Genomic DNA, 17,112 nt, shown 5'->3' with positions numbered 1-17,112 from the left:
GAAAGCCGGGTAAGGGCTTCGCTGACAACCCCTTCATGACAAGCCTTAATCCGCACCCATTACAACTTCGACCGTTGATGGCCCTGGATCCACCTGCGCCGTTTGAGCTGTCTACAGCGATGTTGCAGGGCGTCGAAATCGTCGGCGTCCCAATACCAAAAGACGCGGTGCTCGTCGCTGGTATTGTCACGCTCGTCGCACTGGTCGTCCTCTCGGCGTTCTTCTCGTCCTCAGAAATTGCGATGTTCTCGCTGCCTGCACACCGGACGGAAGCGCTCGTCGAGGACGCTGTCCCGGGTGCGAAGACGCTCAAACAACTCAAATCAGACCCCCACCGCCTGCTGGTAACGATTCTCGTCGGCAACAACCTCGTCAATATCGCGATGTCTTCCATCGCTACTGGACTCCTTGCGATGTACGTCGATAGTCAGGGGCTGGCTGTCGCCATCGCGACGTTTGGCGTTACCGCCGTCGTTTTGCTGTTCGGCGAGAGCGCGCCAAAGAGCTACGCGGTGGAGAACACCGAATCGTGGGCGCTGCGCATCTCCAAACCGCTCAAGGCTGCCGAGAAGGTGCTGCTCCCGCTTATCCTGCTGTTCGACTACCTCACGCGCGTCGTCAACAAAATCACCGGGGGCCGCTCCGCCATCGAGACCTCCTACGTCACCCGCGAGGAGATACAGGACATAATCGAGACGGGCGAGCGTGAGGGCGTCCTCGACGAGGACGAACGCGAGATGCTCCAGCGCACGCTGCGGTTCAACGACACTATTGCCAAGGAAGTGATGACGCCGCGCCTGGACATGACCGCGGTCGCCAAGGAGGCTTCTGCCGAGGAAGCCCTGGAGACGTGCATCCAGAGCGGCCACGCCCGCATCCCCGTCTACGAGGGGAGCCTGGACAACGTCATCGGCGTCATCCACATCCGGGACCTCGTTCGGGACCTCAACTACGGCGAGGCGGTGGCCCGCAACATGGACCTCGAAGACCTCATCGAGCCGACCCTGCACGTCCCCGAGTCGAAGAACGTCGACGACCTGCTGACCGAGATGCGGGCCGAACGCCTGCACATGGTCATCGTCATCGACGAGTTCGGGACCACTGAGGGGCTGGTGACGATGGAGGACCTGACCGAGGAGATTGTCGGCGAGATACTCGAAGGCGAGGAGGAGGAACCCATCGAGTACGTCGACGACGACACAGTCACGGTCAAAGGCGAGGTCAACATCGAGGAGGTCAACGAGGCGCTGGACCTTGACCTGCCCGAAGGCGAGGAGTTCGAGACCATCGCCGGCTTCATCTTCAACCGGGCTGGCCGACTGGTCGAAGAGGGTGAGACCATCACCTACGACGCGTCGAGATCCGCGTCGAACAGGTCGAAAACACGCGTATCATGAAAGCTCGCGTTGTCCGCCTCGAAACCGACGAAACCGAGTCGGTCGACGCCGAAGAGGTCACGGACTGAGGACGCTCGATAGCAGTCGTTTTACATCGGCTGCCGCCGACAGCGATGGCATGGGCTATCACCACCTTGCAGTCGACGATATCGAGCCGACACCGGACCGACCCAGTGTCCAGCGCTCCATCAGTGACGCGGTCGGCCTCGAAAACGCGGCCGTGAACGTCTACGAGGTCGCCCCCGGCGAGGACATCCCGCTCGCGTACCACTACCACGACGACCAGGAAGAGCTGTTCTACGTCCTCTCGGGCACGCTCGCCGTCGAGACGCCGGAGCAGACCTACGAGGTCAGCGAAGACGAGGTGTTCGTCGTCGAACCGGACAGCCCCCAGCGAGCGCACAACCCCGAATCGGCGGCCGAACCGGTGCGGACGATCGTCGTCGGCGCGCCCGCGGTGGACGACGTACATCCCTACGACCCCGAGTAAGCCGAGCGTCGCGGTCGCTCTGCGAGGGCTACTGGAGCGTAATAGCGTAGGTCAGTGCGAACAGCAGTATCGCGCCGGTCGCGACGTTGATAGCCGTGAGTTCCGCCGCGCCGATGACGCTCAGCCCCCAGACAATAGTGGCCGCAAACACCGTCGAGAGCACGACGTTCATCGCGATGAGTACCCGCGGGTCACCCTGCGACCCGCTCGCCCCCTCCTCGAACCCGTTCGCGTCGCTCATGCCCACGAACACGGACGGGACGCCCCTTAGCTCTTTGGCAGTGCCCGGCGAGTTCGACACGCTCTAGCCGGCGGCGGCCGAGTCGCGCAACTAAACACGCTCGGCGCCCAAGACGGGCGTATGAACGTTCAAAACCGTCATGGGGACCCGGTCGACCCGGTCCCGTTTCTCGTCTGCACCATGACGGCGGTGATGCTGCTGTTCTCCGTCGGCCCGCTGTATGGCCTCGCGTACGGGCTGCCAGTGTGGGCCGGCCTGACCGTTGCCACAGCCGGGACCGTCGCTGTCGCCGCCGTCGCGTATCACCGGCTTGTCTGGACTGCGCCGCCGCCCTCGGTACAGATAGCCCCGGAACTCCGATTTCAGCGGCTCATCTACATCGGTCTCGGCTTCGCTGTCTTGCTGGTCGGCGTCTCCGCCCCGCTGGCCCTGTGATTTACTACCCCGGTGTGTCTGTGGACTGGTATGCGCGAGGTCGAACGCTCTCGGTTCGTGATGGCGCGGCCGCCGGCTGTCCACCGCACGCTCTCGCCGGAGGCGGTCGTCGCGGCGGAGGGGACGTTTACCGTAACGGCCGTCGAAGAGACAGACACGGGCACGCTCGTCACCGCGGCCGGGCCGGGGATGTCGGTGCCGCTACGCTTCGAGTCCCGGGAGGACGGCCTCCGGTACACTGCCGAGGGCGAGGTCGGCCCGTTCGACCATCTGGAGACCCAAGTCATCGTTACACCGGAGGAAAACGGGTCCCGCCTCACGATGCGGTCGACCGTCTCGCTGAACCTGCCGCTGCCCTTCGCCGACCGCATCGCCGCCTGGAAGCGCGGCAACGAACTGGAGCGGGCCATCGAAGACCTGGCGGCGGACGTGCCCGGGGCGTGAATCGGCTGCAAAAGCACTGAACGTCACGATTGTCGCTGGTCGTGAGACGACTGCACACAACCACGGTACGTTTAGTAGCCGTAATTTCAATATACGATCATGAGCATCCTCGACAGCGTCAAGGAGGCACTCACGTCAGAGTCGGACGCGAAGTCCCGCCCCGACGACGGGTCCAAGGGGGCGTACTGGTGTGACGACTGCAGCGTTCGCATCAGAGACGTCGAACTGGAGGGCGAACCGGTCTGTCCGGACTGTGGCGAGGAGATGCGCTTCGAGCGTGCGGTCGGTCGTGACTGCGCCTGCTAAGGGCTCCGGATAACCGTCTCATCCCCCTGTTCTGACGGGAACGGACCCGTGAGCGACTCGCTGTCCGTCCATTCCTCGTCCGTCACCAGCGCGTCGTCGAGCGCCGTCCGAAGGGCGTCCTCGTCGTAGTCCGTCCCGATGAACACCAGTTCTGTCCGTCGGTCGCCATGTTTGTCGTGCCAGTCGAGTTCCGGGCGGTTCGAGCGGTACATGTCCCGCTCGACTTCGGGGAGGCTCGCAATCCAGGGGCCCTGTGCCTCGGCCCGTATCGAAGGGCCGGCCTGGCCGATGACGACGCGGCGCTCGGTGCCCGCCAGCCAGACGGTGCCCTTCGAGCGGGCGACACCCGACGGGAGGTCCCGCAACGCGTCGGCGAGTCGGTCGGGGTGGAACGGCCGGCGGCGGCGGTAGGTGAAGGAAGTGACGCCGTACACCTCCTCGGGATGGTGGTGGCTGTCGTGTCCGTGGCCGCTGTCGCCCTCGTGGGTATCGGCTTCGTGGCTGTGGCTGTCTTCGCCGTGGCTATGCCCGGCTTCGGCCAGCGCCCGCTTCCAGCCCGGCAGGTCGTTGATTTCGTGCTGGTCGAACAGCCCGCGGTCGAACAGCCGGTCGGGGTCGACCTGTGAGAAGGTCGTTCGGATAGTCTCGGCGTCTGGCTGGAGCGCCCGCACCAATCCTTCGGCCTCGTCGAGTTCCGCGTCGGAGCAGAGGTCGGCCTTGTTCAGGAGGACGACGTTCGACAGTTCGACCTGTTCGACCATGAGATCAGAGAGGGGGCGGTCGGCGTCGTCGGCCGCTGCGCCGTCGCCATCTCCGTCGGCGTTCGCTTCTACAGTACCGCGACGCGCCGGCGTCTCGCCGGCGAATGCGTCGAGGAACAGTCGGGTATCCAGCACGGTCACGAGCGTGTCGACGCGATAGAGCGCGGCCACGCGCGATTCGGTTGTGAACAGCCGCGCGACGGGCGCTGGCTCGGAGATGCCAGAGGACTCGACGACCAGCGCGTCGAAGTCCCGATTGTTCGCCAGCCGGACGACTGCCGTTTCGAGATCGTCCTGCAGTTCACAGCAGATACAGCCGTTCGAAAGCTCCGCGACGCCGTCGTCGACGTCCAGTTCGGATCCCTCGGCGATCAGTTCCGCGTCGACGTTGACGGTTCCCATGTCGTTGACGAGGACGGCGATGTCGCGGTCGCCGGCCTCGGTCAGCAGGTGGTTCAGCAGTGTCGTCTTCCCGGCCCCGAGGCTTCCGGAGAGAATCGTGACGGGAATTGTGTCGCGCATACCTCCCGTTGTGGGCCGCCTCCCTTCAAATCGCGCCTCGTTTCCGGGAGCCGAACACGACCGCTGTCCCGCCAGAGCGCGTGGGCACTATCGACGGGTAACTGCGACAGCTTTTACTCCGTGCCTCTCGCACACACGACCCACGATGGAACTGGCCGACCGAATCGAGCGCTTTCGCCGGACGCTGCGGGAGTGGGCCCGCGGCCTGTACCACGGCATGATAACGCACCCGGCCTACGAGAAAATCGAGAAGGAGGCCGAGGACATCGAGGACGCGTTCATGCTGGCCTGTTTCCCCGACGCCTTCGGCATCCCGTCGCCGGTGTCGTACTACACCGCCGAACTGCTGCCGTACCTCGAAGACACCTTCGAGGCCTGGGAGCGGCGGCTGTGGGACCGGGGGTCGTACATCGAACGCAAGGGCCAGCAGTACCACTTCTGATGGAGCCGTTCGTCTTCTTCGGCGGCAAGGGCGGGGTCGGCAAGACCACCGTCTCCTGTGCCTACGGCGTCAAATCCGCACGTTCGGGCCTCGACACGCTCGTCGTCTCGACGGACCCGGCCCACTCGGTGACCGACGTGTTCGACCAGCCCTTCAGCGACGACCCCGAGTCCGTCGAGGGCATCGACGGCCTCGACGCGATGGAGATCGATCCCGAAACCGAAACCCAGCGCCACCTCGACGGCATCCGTAACGACCTCTCCGAGCAGGTGTCGGCAGCGATGGTCAACGAAATCAACCAGCAGCTAGAGATGGCCCACCAGACGCCGGGGGCCTACGAGTCGGCGCTGTTCGACCGCTTCGTCGACGTGATGCGCAACGCCGACCCGTACGACCGGGTCGTCTTCGACACGTCGCCGACCGGCAGCACGCTCCGCCTGCTCGGCCTCCCGGAGTTCCTCGAAGGGTGGATCGACCGGCTGATGCACAAACGCGAGAAGAGCATCGACCTCTTCGAGAAGGCCGCCATCGGGAGCAACGAGCCCCGGCGCGTGATGAACGGTGACCCGGTACTCGCCCGCCTGCAGGACCGCAAGGAGTTCTTCGAGTTCGCCGGCGGCGCGTTGCAGTCCGACGCCGCCTTCTTCCTCGTGCTCAACCCCGACCAGCTCTCGGTCAACGAGACGCGGCGCGCCATCGCCGAGATGCGGGAGCGTGACCTCTCGGTTCGGGGCCTCGTCGCCAACAAACTCACGCCCGAGCCGGACCCCGACGAGGACGGCCGCGGGGCCCGGTATCTCCGAGACCGCGTCGCGACTGAGAACGAACGGCTACAGGAGGTCCGAGAGACGCTCGACCCGCCGCTGGTCGCGGAAATCACGACCCGCACGGCGGAGGTGAAAGGCGACCTGCTCGACGATGTCGCCGCCGAATTCGACGTCGAGACGGACGCCGAGGCACCGACGTTCGTCTGAGCTACCGGCCGCCGCTCATGTGCGGGCCGCGCATAACCGATAAGTAATCAGATATTAGATTTTTCGTTGATAGTCGAAGCCGTGTGACCGAGCGGATTCTGACGGATTTGAGATATATAAGAAAAATATAATAACTATTAATAGCTTGATGTTGGTTACCATTCATGCACATACATGACACAGGTAATCTGGATCGTCCTGGCAGTACTGGTGACGTTCAGCGTGGGGTACCTGGGGTATTCGAAGTACCTCGCGCGGTTCCTCGAACTCGACAACGCCAACGAGACACCGGCACACAAGTACGAAGACGGGCAGGAATACGTCCCGTCGAAGAAACCGGTATTGCTGGGTCACCACTACTCCAGTATCGCGGGTGGGGCACCGATTGTCGGACCGATTACTGCGGGGGCCATCTGGGGGTGGGTTCCCGCACTACTGTGGATCGCTATCGGCAATCCACTGATGGGTAGCGTCCACGACTTCGTCTCGCTGTCGGGCTCGCTCCGACACGAGGGGAAGTCCATCGGCTACATCGTCGGTGAGTACGTCGGCGAGGGCGGAAAGAACATGCTGCTGTGGTTCGCGTTCCTGACGATTATCCTCGTCGTCGCAGTGTTCGCGCTGGTGGTCGGGATCGTGTTCAACGCCTATCCCGAGGTGGTGACGGCGTCGCTGGTCTACATTGCCCTCGCGCTGGCGTTCGGCGTGTACCTCTACCAGCTCAACGGGCCGTTCATCCCCGGCACAGTCCTGTTCGTCGCAGGCGTTTTCGCCGGCGTCTTCGCTGGGATTCAGTTCCCGATTGCCCTGTTCGAACCGACGGCCGAACGGACCGCGGAGATGTCCGTCATCGTGTTGCTCGGCGGGAGCGGTTCCTGGGTGCCTGGCGCGAGCGCGCTGGGCGGCAACACTGCGGCGTGGATACCGGTCATCATGGCCTACGCCGCCGTCGCCAGCGCGCTCCCGGTGTGGGTGTTGCTCCAGCCGCGTGACTACCTCTCCTCGTTCCTGCTGTACACCGGTGTCGGCGGCGCGCTGCTCGCCATTATCGTCGGGACCATCCTCGGCTCGTCGAGCCAGCCGCTGGTCATCGACAGCTCGCTGGGTGCCTTCAACGGCTTCTGGGGCGTCGAGGGTGCGGGTCTGTACCCGCTGTTCCCGCTGCTTTTCATTACCATCGCCTGTGGAACCATCAGCGGCTTCCACTCGCTGGTCTCCTCCGGGACGACGGCGAAGCAACTCGATAAGGAGACCGACGCCCGCCTGATCGGCTACGGCGGGATGCTCGGTGAGGGGCTGCTCGCGGCCGTCGCGCTGTCGACGCTCGCGGTCGCCGGCTTCCCCGACTGCGGGCGGTATTGGCGCGGCGCTGCCGAACTTCGCGACGGGTGGTGGCATCATCCTGACGAGCCTCGGCCTCCCACAGTCCTTCGGCGCGCCGTTCATGGCGCTCGTCCTCGTGAGCTTCCTGCTTACGTCTACTGACACGGCTGTCCGGCTCGGCCGCTACATGATGGAAGAGATCGTCGGTCTGCCGGCCGGCCAGACATCGACTGGCCTCGACGTGGGCGGTGGCATCCGTTCGACGCTGGGCGAACTCGGCCGCGGTCGGTACACGAACCCGATCATCCAGTGTGTCCTCGCGTACGTGATGGTCATCTCCGGCCAGTGGGTCGTCCTGTGGGCGCTGTTCGGCGGTGCGAACCAGCTGCTGGCCGCGCTCGCACTGCTGACCGCGACGGTCTGGCTGGCTAACTGGGACAAGAGCAAACAGCTGTACTCCACGGGCGTACCGATGGCCGTCATGGTGGCGATAACCGTGCTCGGCCTCGGCTGGCTCGCGTTCTACCAGAACATCTACCAGACGATTATCGTGGGCGGTGCGAGCGGTGTGCAACTGTTCGCAACGATTATCCAGACGCTTCTGGCACTGACCCTCATCGGCCTCGCTCTGGCGCTGGTCAAGAAGGGGTACGACAACATCAGCACCGTCCGCGAGAGCTACGGCGGCGGTGCCGTCGAACCGAGCGACGACTGACGCAACCGATCTCTTCTCCGTTTTTTCGGCGCTGACAGCGACTGCTACCCGAGCGTCATTTCCAGAACCGCTTGGCGAGCCGCGAGAGAACTCCTTCCTCGGGCTGGGTCACGTCCTCCCAGAGGACGAACGCCTCGACCACATCGGCGGCCTCGCCGGCGACGGCTTCCTGCTCGTCCGGAACGACGACGCCAAGGTTGACCTCGTAGTGGCCGTAGTAGCCGTATTTCAACAGCGTGCGCTCGCGCTGGCCATCGACGAACGACCGGACTTCCTCGGGCAGTTCGTCGGCGACGAGGACGAACGTGAAGTCGGTGCGGTAGTGCTCCTCGTTCGGCGTGACCCGTTTGTCGGCCAGGTCGTGGCCGAGTTCGACCAGCCGCTTCAGTTCGCCGACCGTCGGCCGGTCGACGCGGCGGGCGTAGAGGAACTCCTCTGATTCGTGGTCGCCGTAGGACAGCGCCGGGTGGAAGAACTGTTTCTGATTGAGGATCCGCATCTCGCCGTAGAGGTCCCAGCGCTCGCCGCGGAGCCGGTGGTCCCGCTCCAGCGTGTAGTTGTACATCAGGCGGTCGCTCACCCGGTCGAAGTACGGGTCGTCCGTCCAGTGTGGGACCTCCTCGATGATTTCGTCGGGCAGCTCCGATTTCGGGACCGCCCCAGTGACGGGGTCCTCCCAGTCGTCCGCACCGTAATTCGGGGGCCCCTTGACTGACCCGGACTCGGAGTCTTCGCTCATCGTATCGAGTCGCGTGGGCATTCAGTTCGTACCGGTCCCATGCCGCGGTAGCTCATACCATGCCGATACCGTGTCGGAGTCTTAAGCGCGTCGGTCAGTCGACGGTCGTTCACGGGCCGTACACGACCGCCGCGGCAGGTTTTTTACGCTGGCTTCCGAAATAATCACTAACAATCATGGCGAAAGACACCGAGGCCTGCGGCCGCTGCTCGATGACCGTCGTCGTCGACGCTGTCGACGAAACTGCGGACGAACAGCCCCACGACCCCTTCGGCGACGACCGCATCGAAGTCGACCAGCGGGACATCGAGCGCGTCTCGCCCGAGGCCTGGATGGGCCGGCTCTCGACCAGGGTGAACGAGGCCGTGAGTCGCTACGTCTGGGGTCGCTGACCGGGTCAGAGGAGTGCGTCGATAATCCAGAAGAGGCCGTAGCTCAGCCCGAACGCCAGCGCGAGCGACCCGATCCAGGCCAGCACTGTCTTGCCCATCTTCTCACGACTGACTTCGCCGCCGCCGGCGGCCGCGCCGGAGCCGACGATGGCGGAGACGATGATCTCGTTGAACGACACTGGAATGCCGAAGAAGACGGCCGCCTGCGCGATGATGAAACTCGGAATCAACGCGCCGATGGAGCGTCGCGGGCCGAGCGAGGAGTAGTCCTGTGCCAGCGCTTTGATCATCCGCGGCGCGCCCGTCCAGGACCCGATGAGGAGGCCGAGTCCGCCGAACAGCAGGACCCCGGTGATGGGAATGGCCGCCGTCGGCCCCTCGCCGAGCAGGGGGACCAGCGGCCCCAGCGCCAGGCCGACCTGGCTCCCGCCGGCGGAGAAGGCCACCAGCCCACCCATCACCAGCAAGAAGTGCCGCTGCCCGGCGGCTGCGTCCGCTCTGATGTCCAGGTACAGCAGTCCCCCGGCAAGCACCCCGGCAAGGAGCGATACGACGACCATCGACGGAAATATTGGCGTCCCAGCCGCTCGTGCGACGGCGCGGGCGACCGACGCCTGCCCGCTGCCCGGCGCGAGGAGCACGAACTCGATGTTCGCCAGAATCACACCGACCAGCCCGCCCAGCAGCGGTACGAGCCGTTCCTCGGTCGTGGCCTCGTGTCGGAGCGACCACGCCGTCCCGAAGGCGATGCCGCCGCCGACGAAGGGCGTCAGGACCCACAGCGAGACGATTTCGAGGTACTTGGCCGTCGCCGGCTGGCCGCCCATCGCCAGTCCGACGCCGACCACCGCACCGGTGACGGTGAACGCCGTCGCGATGGGGTACCCAGTGAAAATCCCGATGGCGACCAGCACCGCCGCGGTGATGAGGGCGACGATGGCGGCGATAGCCGAGAGGCCGCCGCCGCTCGGGAACAGAACGAGTTCGCTCCCGACAGCCTCCGTGACGTTGGCCCCCTGCAGGACCGCGCCGGCCAGCCCGAGGATGCCGACGAAAAACCCGGCCCGCATCACCGAAATCGCGTTCGCTCCGACGGCCGGCGCGAACGGAGTGGACCCGGACGACCCGGCACCGATAGCCCAGGCCATGAACAGACTCGCGGCTGACGCGACAACAAGCGTCGCAATCGTACTCGTCGCGACCATCTGTCACGGCGTTTGCCCCGGCCTGCAATGAGCCTACCGTTCGCGCGCCTTCGCGAGGCCGACTGCCGACACCGACGCGGTCGTCACGGGCAAACGTTCAGGTGCCAGCGCGTGGTTCGGTCCCGTATGTCCGCCACTGAAGAGACTGTTCGCGTCTGGCTGGTCGAACGAACCTACTCCGACGACGAACAGAACCTCATCATCCTCACGTACGCGACGCCCGACGGCGAACAGTACTTCCGCAAGGAGCGCGCTTTGACCTCGTTTTCAGATGTGCGGGAGACGACGGCCGCCGTCGACGCCGACCCGGACAACCTCGGCTCCGTCAAGGACGAGGACCTTCGGGCGCAGTACGCGGCCGAAGCGACGCGGATGGCCGAGAAACACGACCCCGACGACGCTATCTGACCGTCTGTGTGGCCACGCTTGCGCTTCGTTCGTTTTCGCCTCTCGGACCCAAAACCGGTGCCGCTCGCCCGGCGGCGAGCTCAGTTCGTCTTCGCATCGGTCTCCTCGCCCGGCTCTGTCGCATCCACACCTTCGGCAGCCTCCACAGCTTCGGTGACCTTCTCGGTGTCGACGTGCCAGCGGTCGACGGCCTGCTCGAAGTCGGCGAGCTTGTTGGAGACGCGCATCTTCAGGTCGTCGTCGTTGACGTTGACCTCGAAGACGTACTCGGGGCGGTCGCCGTCGCCGACGCGGCGGAGGTTCGCGCTGATGAGGTCGTTGTCGAAGTAGTAGGGCGCGATCTGTGTCATCACGTTGCGGTAGACGGTGTCCTCGACCTTCCGCAGGGCCTTCCGGCTGGCGGAGTCGGCCGCGCGGGCCACGTAGTCGACGGACTCGCTCCATCGCTCCATCGCCTCGTCGGGCTCGTCGAGGTTTTCGTAGGACTCGCTGAGCTTTTCCCCGGCGGTCTGGAGGTCCTCATCGGGGCCTTTCCCCGCTTGCTCTCCTTTGCCTTCGTCGACGCTCGCCTGGTCGGCGGTTTTCTCGTTGACGTCCTCGTCCAGTCGCTCGTGGCTTTTCGGTCGCCACTCGTCGAACTCACTGAGGGCGTCGTTGTCGACATCCTCGTCCGAAGCGATGTCTTTCAGCGCCTGCGTGATGCGCTCGCCGTGCTCGACGATGTCGACCCAGCCGCCCTTCGTCTTGAATCCTGAAACGCTCTCTTCGATGTCTGCCATGGTATAATAGATCGGTCTATGACAGCCGCGGGACCTGCTGCAGTGGGCTGTCCATCTGTACACAGCGGATTGCTGCTCAGTAGGGTTAAACGTTTCCGCCATGGCGGTAGACATGATACTTACCCGCCCTACTCCTCCCCAGCCCTCGACATCGGCACGCAGACGGCGTGCTGCCACTGCATAGCGACCCGCCCGCTCGGCCCGCTTCGCTCAACACCGAACGGCTGCTTATAAGGATTGCACGCGAATGGTAGTTTGATGTCATCCGCACTATTCGTCGTAAGCGAACACGGGTACTGGGGCGAAGAATGTATCGAGCCGCTGACAACACTCTCGGACGCCGGTCTGGATATCACGGTGGCGACACGACCGGCGAGCCGCCGGTGCTTGACGAGCGCTCCGTCGACCCGGAAGAAGTCGGCGAGGACCTCTCAGAGCACGTTCGGGAGGTCCACGAGACCGATGAGCGCCTGAACAACCCGATTCCGCTGGCCCAGGCTGACGCCGAGGACTACGACACCGTCGTGTTCCCCGGCGGCCACGGCGCGGAGTGGGATATCACGCAGGACGTCCACGCCCGCGAACTGCTGCGCGAGAGCGTCGCCGGCGACGACGGCAAGGCGCTCGTCGTCTGTCACACGGTCGGGATTCTGGCGTTCACCAGAAACGCTGACGGCGAGTTCCTCGCCGACGGCCGCTCGGTCACCGGCTTCCCGAACGCCTGGGAGGAAGGCATCGTCGACGAGAACGACCTACTCCCCGACGGCCGGAAGCTCCCGTACTGGGTCGAAGACGAAGTGAAGGCTGTCGGCGCTGACTGGGACGCCGAACTCGACGCCGACACCAGCGTCACGGTCGACGGCGACCTCATCACGGCTCGTGGCCCGCCGTCGTCGGCTGCGGCCGCCCGGACGCTCCTCGACGAACTCGGTATCGAGACGTCCGCGTAACGGGGTCCGGAACGTCAGCTACTGACACACGTCAAAGAATCCGAATTTCTCCGAACAAAGGACATCTCGCCCGGTCGAGTTATCCCGTCCGGTCGTCGTCCCCGAGAATACGTTGTCATACGGTATCGCACGATATAGTCAAATAACGACTGTGTACTAGCTAACCTTCTTGAAGGCCCCGTGCAACGTAGACATACGTATGACTAACAACTCCACGCGCAGGCGGTTCCTCAAGACAGCAGGCGTTGCAGGTGTCGCGGCACTCGCCGGTTGTGGCGGCGACGGTGGCGACGGCGGGTCGACCGAAGGCGATGGCGAGATGACTGACGGCGACGGTGGGACGACTGAGGGCGACGACATGACCGAAGGCGACGGCGGTGACACGGAGACACGCCTCTCGTGGCACGCCGGTGGGACCGGTGGGACCTACTTCCCGCTCTCGAACGAGTTCAAGACGGTCGTCGAGGACAACACGGACTTCACGCTGAACGTCCAGTCGACCGGTGCAAGCGTCGAAAACGTCGGCAGCCTCGCCAACGGCGACGCCGACTTCGCGCTCATCCAGAACGACATCGCCTCGTTCGCGAAGAACGGCACCGGCATCGATGCGTTCCAGGACAACGCCATCGAGAACCTCCGCGGCGTTGCGACCCTGTACCCCGAAACGATCACAGTCGTCACCCTCGCGGACACGGGCATCACGCAGCTCTCCGACCTCGAAGGCGCGACCATCAACACCGGCGACCTCGGGAGCGGGACCCAGGTCAACGCGCTCCAGATTCTGGAGTCGGTCGCATCTCAGACTTCACCGAGCAGAACGCCTCGTTCTCCCAGGCCGCTGACCAGCTCCGGAACGGCGACATCGACGCCGCGTTCGTCGTCGGCGGCTGGCCGGTCGGCGCTATCGAGGACCTCGCGAACACGAACGACCTCGTCATCGTCCCCATCTCCGGCGACAACCGCGACGCAGCGAAAGAGGACGCGTCCTGGTTCGCCGACGACACCATCCCCGGCGGCACCTACACCGGTGTCGACGAGGACGTCGAAACAATCGCTGTGCAGGCGATGATTGCGACGAACGCCGAACAGCCCGAATCGACGGTTGAATCCGTCACCGCGGCTATCTTCGACAACGTCGACGACCTCTCGATCAAGACGGACTTCATCAGCAAGGACTCCGCACAGGACGGGATGTCCATCGAACTCCACCCCGGTGCGGCGACCTACTTCGACGCGTAACGCCGACTGACGCCATCCGTATCGTTCACTACCCGTCTTCTACTACCCAGCAACCGGAATGAGACGACGATACGTCGCCACCGCGGTGCTCGTTTCCCTCCTCCTCATCGGGACTGTAGCGGCGCTTCCCGGCGGCCGTGCACTGGTCGTCGAAGACGCTGAGACCGGTGAGCAGTACCTGACGGTCCCGGTCGAGGACGGAACGACGGTGGCGCTGGAGTACATGCACAGTGTCGAAAAAAACGCGCGTCTACGACGAGTACACAGTTCGTGGCGACCATCTCGAGATGACCCGCATGGAGTTCGAATCGTTCGGCTGGGGGCTCCCGAGTGGGGCCAACGTCACCTGGGAAGACGGGGTGTACGTCTTCGACCCACCGGGCAACTACACGCGTGTGACAGTCTCTCCCGGTGATGTTGCAGGGCATAAACTTCACGTCGGAGCCGAAACCTACGATTTGGTAGCCCGCACCAACGGCCGCTCGGTCCATCTCTACGTGACTCAGCGTTCGGCGTTCGGTGCTGCGAAAGACCAGCTCAACACATGACTGACGACACACGACCTGACGACGGCGGGGAGGCCGTATCGGACGAGGAAGTCGACGAAGTACTGCAGGAGATTGAGCGAAAACGCTCCCTCAGGGGCTGGGCGCTCGTCCTCGTCGCGCTCATCGGTATCTCCTTTTCGGTGTTTCAGATGTGGCTCGCGGCGAAAGGGTTCGTCCTCTCGCTCTCGCTTCCGGGTGTCGGTGATGTCGTGTTCGCGTCGCTGCAACTGCTCCAGATAAACGCCGTCCACGTCTCCTTCGGCCTCATTCTGACGTTCCTGCTCTATCCCGGCAGCACCGGCGACGGTCCGCTCTCCCGGCGCTGTATCGCGCTCGGGTCGCTGGTCGACGAGAAACTCGGCGCGGAGCATCCGGTATCTCGTGCCGTCCACGCTATCGGCGATGCGCTCGCCTGGGCGTTTCTGGACGCCGAGATGGACCGTGTGACGCCCTCTGATTTCGTTTTCATCGCGCTGTCGGTGCTGTCGGCCGCGTACTTCGTTACTGACTTCGACGAGATTCAGCGGATGCGTGCGCTGGGACTTGAACGCGGCCGACCGATTCAGGAAGTGTTCACCTTTCTGGAACCGATAGCGGGGCTTCTCGGGCCGCTCGCCGATACCTCCTACGCGTTCGTGCTGGGTGTGCTTGGCGTCCTGCTCGTCCTCGAAGCGACCCGCCGGGCCATCAGCCTCTGGCTGATGGTCATCGTCGCGGCGTTCATAGTCTACGCCCGCTTTGGCGTCCTCATTCCACAGGACGCCGCCTACGTCGGCGTGCTCTCCATCCCGGAACTGTCCTGGCCGTCTATCATCCAGAACCTCTGGTACAACACGGAAAACGGGGTGTTCGGGATTCCGGTCACCGTCTCTGTGCAGTTCATCTACATCTTCATCCTCTTTGGCGCGTTCCTCGAGATGTCCGGCGCGGGGAAGTGGTTCATCGACCTCGCGTACGGCGCAACGGGGACACGAAAGGGCGGCCCGGCGAAGGCATCCATTCTCGCCAGCGGATTTATGGGAACCATCTCCGGGTCTTCGATTGCGAACACGGTGACGACCGGTGCGTTCACGATTCCGCTGATGAAGCGGTCGGGCTACTCGCCGGAGTTCTCCGGCGGCGTGGAGGCCTCTGCCTCCTCGGGCGGCCAGATTCTCCCTCCGGTGATGGGGGCCGCCGCGTTCCTCATCGTCCAGTACACGGCGACGCCGTTCGCCGACGTCATCGTCGTCGCGACGATTCCCGCCATCGTCTTCTTCTTCGGGGTCTGGGTGATGGTCCACTTCGAGGCGGTCAAGGAGGACATCGGTGGCCTCGACTCTTCGGAACTGGTGAACATCCGTAGCCACCTCCGGAGCGGATGGTTCTACCTCGTCCCGCTCGTTCTTTTGCTGTACTACCTCATCATCGAGCGGCTGTCTGTCGCCCGCTCGGCGTGGTTTACGCTCATCGCAATCGGAGCCCTCATCGCACTTGTAGCGGCCTACAGCGACGAGACGCGGGCCCGGCTCGGCATTACACTTGCGTCCCTCTTCGGGCTGACGACGCTCACGCAGTACTTCACTGGACAAGGCATTTTCGGATACCTGTTCAATCGGTTCGTACAGGCCACTACGGCATTCCCGCCGCTGTTCAACCGCATCGATGGCCTCGTCGCGGCAGACCTGGCAGCGGAAGGGGCGCTTGCACTGCCCGGCCCACAACCGCTTGGTGCCGCGTTTTCCGCGGCGCTCGGCAATGTCGGCACGTTGATCATCCTCGCCGGTGTCCTGACGCTGATTACCCGGCCCAGACTCGACTCGCCGCTGCTGTCGTTCGACAATGCCGTCGACGATGCCGCCGAAACGACGTCCGATGCTATCGGCCGTCCAGAGTTGGCTTCGAACGGACTGTACAAGCTCGGTGTTTTCCTCGGGAAATCTATGGAGAGCGGGGCCAGAACCGCCGTTCCAGTCGTTATCGCCGTCGCCGCTGCCGGCATCATCCCGGGTGTCATCAGCGTCTCCGGCCTCGGTCCGAACCTCGTCTCGCTCATCACGGCTGTCGCCGGCGGGTCGCTCGTCTTGCTGTTGCTCGTCACCGCGTTCTCGTCGATTATCCTCGGGATGGGGATGCCGACGACGGTGACCTACATCATCCTCGTCTCTCTGCTCGCGCCGGCGCTGACCGAGTTCGGCGTTCCGCTGCTCGCGGCGCATCTGTTTATCCTCTACTTCGGCGTCATCGCCGACATCACGCCGCCGGTCGCGGTGGCCGCCTACGCTGCCTCGGGCGTCGCGAAGTCCGATGCCTTCGAGACCGGTATCGAGGCGTTCTCGCTGTCGCTCAACAAGGCCATCGTCCCGTTCGCGTTCATCGTCACGCCGGGCATCATCCTGTTGCGGCGCAACCCTGACGCTGCCACCCTCGACATCGGGGACAAATACCGGGTCGTCGGGACCGCGGACCTCCTCGATGTCGGCTACGCGATCCCCGAGATTCTCATCCCCGTGATCGGCGTCTTCCTTGGCGTCGTCGCACTGGCCGCGACAGTCATCGGGTTCGCGTACGCGCCGGTCTCCCGTGGCGAGCGGGCAGCGTTCGCGTTCAGTTCGCTCCTGTTGATGGCTCCTGCGCTCGCTGTGTCCGGGGTGTACGACCTCCTCGGACTCGTCGGCATCGCCGGCGGCGAGATGACGGTCCTGCTCGACGTTGTACTCCGCGGCGTCGGCCTCGCCCTGTTCCTCTTCCTCATGGCGAAGAACCGCCAGCGCGGCGGTGACCCTGCGGTACGGTCCGGCACGGCTGAGCCGGCGTGAGTGA

At 64.3% G+C, this 17,112-nt stretch carries 15 protein-coding genes and 5 pseudogenes; 14 read left to right on the top strand and 6 right to left on the bottom strand.

Annotated elements, in window-relative coordinates; all coding sequences use genetic code 11:
* Positions 1-77: 77 nt before the first annotated feature.
* A pseudogene (locus GJ630_RS09390) lies at positions 78-1,465 on the top strand (hemolysin family protein).
* 50 nt (positions 1,466-1,515) lie between these two features.
* Positions 1,516-1,887, top strand: coding sequence for a cupin domain-containing protein (locus GJ630_RS09385; protein ID WP_191449777.1), 372 nt, complete (start codon positions 1,516-1,518; stop codon positions 1,885-1,887).
* 28 nt (positions 1,888-1,915) lie between these two features.
* On the opposite strand, the gene GJ630_RS09380 is transcribed toward GJ630_RS09385, so the two are convergent.
* Positions 1,916-2,128, bottom strand: a complete 213-nt coding sequence (locus tag GJ630_RS09380) for a hypothetical protein (RefSeq protein WP_050037233.1) — start codon at positions 2,126-2,128, stop codon at positions 1,916-1,918.
* A 120-nt stretch (positions 2,129-2,248) separates the two neighbouring features.
* Between GJ630_RS09380 and GJ630_RS09375 the strand changes: the two genes are divergently transcribed.
* The 3 genes from GJ630_RS09375 to GJ630_RS09365 all read left to right on the top strand — a co-directional run bounded on the left by GJ630_RS09375 (position 2,249) and on the right by GJ630_RS09365 (position 3,313).
* The gene (locus tag GJ630_RS09375; protein WP_050007754.1) at positions 2,249-2,563 is read left to right on the top strand and encodes a hypothetical protein; all 315 of its coding nucleotides are present in this window, start codon (positions 2,249-2,251) and stop codon (positions 2,561-2,563) included.
* A 30-nt stretch (positions 2,564-2,593) separates the two neighbouring features.
* Complete coding sequence (locus tag GJ630_RS09370) at positions 2,594-3,007, top strand: polyketide cyclase (protein WP_050007750.1); 414 nt, start codon at positions 2,594-2,596, stop codon at positions 3,005-3,007.
* A 99-nt stretch (positions 3,008-3,106) separates the two neighbouring features.
* Positions 3,107-3,313, top strand: coding sequence for a hypothetical protein (locus GJ630_RS09365; protein ID WP_191449776.1), 207 nt, complete (start codon positions 3,107-3,109; stop codon positions 3,311-3,313).
* Here GJ630_RS09365 and GJ630_RS09360 read toward each other — a convergent pair.
* Entirely contained in the window at positions 3,310-4,596 is a 1,287-nt protein-coding gene (locus GJ630_RS09360) for a GTP-binding protein (protein WP_191449775.1), read from the bottom strand. The two genes, GJ630_RS09365 and GJ630_RS09360, sit on opposite strands and share 4 nt — an antisense overlap.
* A 145-nt stretch (positions 4,597-4,741) precedes the next feature.
* Here GJ630_RS09360 and GJ630_RS09355 point away from each other — a divergent pair, with 145 nt between their 5' ends.
* The 3 genes and pseudogenes from GJ630_RS09355 (at position 4,742) to GJ630_RS09345 (ending at position 8,050) form a co-directional block, all read left to right on the top strand.
* A complete protein-coding gene (locus GJ630_RS09355; protein ID WP_004959670.1) occupies positions 4,742-5,038 on the top strand; it encodes a hypothetical protein in 297 nt (98 codons plus the stop codon).
* Positions 5,038-6,012 carry a TRC40/GET3/ArsA family transport-energizing ATPase gene (locus tag GJ630_RS09350; RefSeq protein WP_191449774.1) on the top strand — a complete coding sequence of 325 codons (975 nt, stop codon included), beginning with the start codon at positions 5,038-5,040 and terminating at the stop codon, positions 6,010-6,012. Before GJ630_RS09355 ends, GJ630_RS09350 begins: the two co-directional genes overlap by 1 nt.
* Before the next feature lie 174 nt (positions 6,013-6,186).
* Positions 6,187-8,050: pseudogene (locus tag GJ630_RS09345) on the top strand (carbon starvation protein A).
* Positions 8,051-8,105: 55 nt separating this feature from the next.
* On the opposite strand, the gene GJ630_RS09340 reads toward GJ630_RS09345, so the two are convergent.
* Positions 8,106-8,789: a hypothetical protein gene (locus tag GJ630_RS09340; RefSeq protein ID WP_064288925.1), complete on the bottom strand. Its 684-nt coding sequence runs from the start codon at positions 8,787-8,789 to the stop codon at positions 8,106-8,108.
* A 176-nt stretch (positions 8,790-8,965) separates the two neighbouring features.
* Here GJ630_RS09340 and GJ630_RS09335 point away from each other — a divergent pair, with 176 nt between their 5' ends.
* The gene (locus GJ630_RS09335) at positions 8,966-9,181 is read left to right on the top strand and encodes a hypothetical protein (protein ID WP_050007752.1); all 216 of its coding nucleotides are present in this window, start codon (positions 8,966-8,968) and stop codon (positions 9,179-9,181) included.
* 5 nt (positions 9,182-9,186) lie between these two features.
* Here GJ630_RS09335 and GJ630_RS09330 read toward each other — a convergent pair whose 3' ends face one another.
* Positions 9,187-10,386, bottom strand: coding sequence for an inorganic phosphate transporter (locus tag GJ630_RS09330; protein WP_050037228.1), 1,200 nt, complete (start codon positions 10,384-10,386; stop codon positions 9,187-9,189).
* Between the two features lie 126 nt (positions 10,387-10,512).
* On the opposite strand from GJ630_RS09330, the gene GJ630_RS09325 reads away from it, so the two are divergent.
* A complete protein-coding gene (locus GJ630_RS09325) occupies positions 10,513-10,794 on the top strand; it encodes a hypothetical protein (RefSeq protein WP_191449773.1) in 282 nt (93 codons plus the stop codon).
* An 80-nt stretch (positions 10,795-10,874) separates the two neighbouring features.
* Here the strand turns inward: GJ630_RS09325 and GJ630_RS09320 are convergent, their stop codons facing one another.
* Positions 10,875-11,573: a DUF5828 family protein gene (locus GJ630_RS09320; RefSeq protein ID WP_014041615.1), complete on the bottom strand. Its 699-nt coding sequence runs from the start codon at positions 11,571-11,573 to the stop codon at positions 10,875-10,877.
* 258 nt (positions 11,574-11,831) lie between these two features.
* Here GJ630_RS09320 and GJ630_RS09315 point away from each other — a divergent pair.
* Together GJ630_RS09315 and GJ630_RS09310 are read left to right on the top strand one after the other, a co-directional pair.
* A pseudogene (locus tag GJ630_RS09315) lies at positions 11,832-12,523 on the top strand (type 1 glutamine amidotransferase domain-containing protein).
* 199 nt (positions 12,524-12,722) lie between these two features.
* Positions 12,723-13,762 (top strand): annotated as a pseudogene (locus GJ630_RS09310) (TAXI family TRAP transporter solute-binding subunit).
* A 28-nt stretch (positions 13,763-13,790) separates the two neighbouring features.
* Here GJ630_RS09310 and GJ630_RS20530 read toward each other — a convergent pair.
* The gene (locus GJ630_RS20530) at positions 13,791-13,991 is read right to left on the bottom strand and encodes a hypothetical protein (protein ID WP_371727299.1); all 201 of its coding nucleotides are present in this window, start codon (positions 13,989-13,991) and stop codon (positions 13,791-13,793) included.
* Between GJ630_RS20530 and GJ630_RS09305 the strand changes: the two are divergent.
* Together GJ630_RS09305 and GJ630_RS09300 are read left to right on the top strand one after the other, a co-directional pair.
* A pseudogene (locus tag GJ630_RS09305) lies at positions 13,905-14,310 on the top strand (DUF1850 domain-containing protein). The gene GJ630_RS20530 and the pseudogene GJ630_RS09305 overlap by 87 nt on opposite strands.
* Positions 14,307-17,108, top strand: coding sequence for a TRAP transporter fused permease subunit (locus tag GJ630_RS09300; RefSeq protein ID WP_191449772.1), 2,802 nt, complete (start codon positions 14,307-14,309; stop codon positions 17,106-17,108). Before GJ630_RS09305 ends, GJ630_RS09300 begins: the two are co-directional and overlap by 4 nt.
* The last annotated feature ends 4 nt before the right edge of the window (positions 17,109-17,112 follow it).

The organism is Haloarcula sp. CBA1122 (assembly GCF_009741785.1).
Classification (GTDB): Archaea; Halobacteriota; Halobacteria; order Halobacteriales; family Haloarculaceae; genus Haloarcula; species Haloarcula hispanica.
This window is presented reverse-complemented; position numbering and strand designations above follow the sequence as displayed.